This is a genomic window from Moorena sp. SIO2C4 (assembly GCF_010672485.1).
Lineage (GTDB): Bacteria > Cyanobacteriota > Cyanobacteriia > Cyanobacteriales > Coleofasciculaceae > Moorena > Moorena producens.
The window spans coordinates 1-1,605 of record NZ_JAAHGN010001376.1; the positions used below are offsets into that span (position 1 = coordinate 1).

The window sequence follows — 1,605 nt, forward strand, 5'->3', positions numbered from 1 at the left end:
TCGCCTACTGAGCCAGCGGAACCGGTTAGCACTTAGTCTCTTTAGCAATCTCTGACAAGAATCTTTGACGGCTGGCTTTAAATTAGTTCATAGAAATTAGTTCCTCAAATCCCCCTAGGCTTATCAAGTCAGGGGGGTTTTCTTAACCAGTCTCCTGCTAAGCTTAACGTAAGCATATGCCCTACGCGCACGCTACTTGAGGTGCCGTCAGCTGTCAGCCGTCAGCTTAAAATAAACCTCCCACGCTACTTGAGGTGCTTTCTGTAACTCAGCATTATTCGAATGCTGACCTGTTTTATTCTTAACGGTTTCCTCCTTAACCCTGCCGATAGCGCATACGGCGGTTTGCATAACTATCAGGTGCGCTTTCCGCATCTAATTATTAAATTCGCCACGGGTCGCACCTCAGGTACACAGGATTGTTTTCCCACTTCCGACTTCCGACTTCCCTGTTCTCTCTTCCCTGTTCCGGTGATCCGCTGTTCCCTGTTCCCTAAAATTCAGAAATTTGTACCTAACTGAATTGCAAACCGCTGATAGCTGATAGCTGATAGCTGATAACTGATAGCTGAATGCTTACAAGTTAACTAAAAGGTACCCTTAAGGGTACCGCAACTTGTTAGTAAATTATGAGACCATTGGGAGAGATTAAGACTACCTGCCAAACTACCTGATGGAGGGCAAATCATGCCTGACGAAAATATCCACGAATCCTCTTACAACTGTGAATTTGAGATTCCGATCAATTTTTTAGTTCCCTTCTCATTCAAGCCCACATTTGCTCCACAAAAGTGTACCTTCCAACTTTGCAATCACCCTGGTGCTAGTGCCAGTCCGCCACCCTATGGCTTGCGTCTTGATGGACTGCTCACTGGTAATGCCAGAGATATCTATACCTTTGATTTTGAGTACGAGGGCGCAGAGGTATTCCTCGACTACACCAGCACAGGTGAGATCCACATCTACGGAAAAGCCTTCGGTGGACAAAAAGAAGGGAAGAATTACAAAAAAAGGACAACTGACTACTGGGATATCGACTTTACCTACAAAGTTGTGGGACATAAAGACAACGATGCCTATGTCACCGAGAAAGCCTATGGCACATACAAGATTGGCATGGGTAAGGGGACAATCAAGTCTAAGAAGTTCAAGTCCTTTGATCTAGTAGACTACTTCGGTAATCATGAATACTCTTTCCGATTTGGTGATGATACGGAGCACCGGGGCCATAAAGGTATCTCTGGCTGGGGCTGGCTGAATCATAGTGATAGTGGTGCCAAAGATCGTATCTATAAGCACCTAGATTACTCTGACTGGCTATTCGTTGCTAAGATTCCTAAACTATCCATGGCTAAATGGAAGATGATCTGCTGGAGTGGCTTAGCCAGTGCAGTCTGGTGTGAGGATGATCCTAAGAAGTCCGAGCATGATTAGCGATTGGTTATAGCGCCGCGCGCAGTGTTGGGAGATGGGGAGATGGGGAGATGTAAGTGTGGTAAGTGTGGTAAGTGTGGGGGCGCGGGGAGATGGGGAGATGGGGAGATGAAGAGATGGGGAGATGAAGAGATGAGCAACTGGCTACCCAAGACGGCGCTAGCTCCGAAG

The 1,605-nt window shown here is 46.7% G+C and carries 2 protein-coding genes; one reads left to right on the plus strand and one right to left on the minus strand.

The window, feature by feature from the left end:
• Positions 1-207 precede the first annotated feature (207 nt).
• Complete coding sequence (locus tag F6K20_RS37740) at positions 208-351, minus strand: hypothetical protein (protein WP_158026629.1); 144 nt, start codon at positions 349-351, stop codon at positions 208-210.
• Positions 352-687: 336 nt separating this feature from the next.
• Here F6K20_RS37740 and F6K20_RS37745 point away from each other — a divergent pair, with 336 nt between their 5' ends.
• Positions 688-1,434: a hypothetical protein gene (locus tag F6K20_RS37745; protein ID WP_008184279.1), complete on the plus strand. Its 747-nt coding sequence runs from the start codon at positions 688-690 to the stop codon at positions 1,432-1,434.
• The last annotated feature ends 171 nt before the right edge of the window (positions 1,435-1,605 follow it).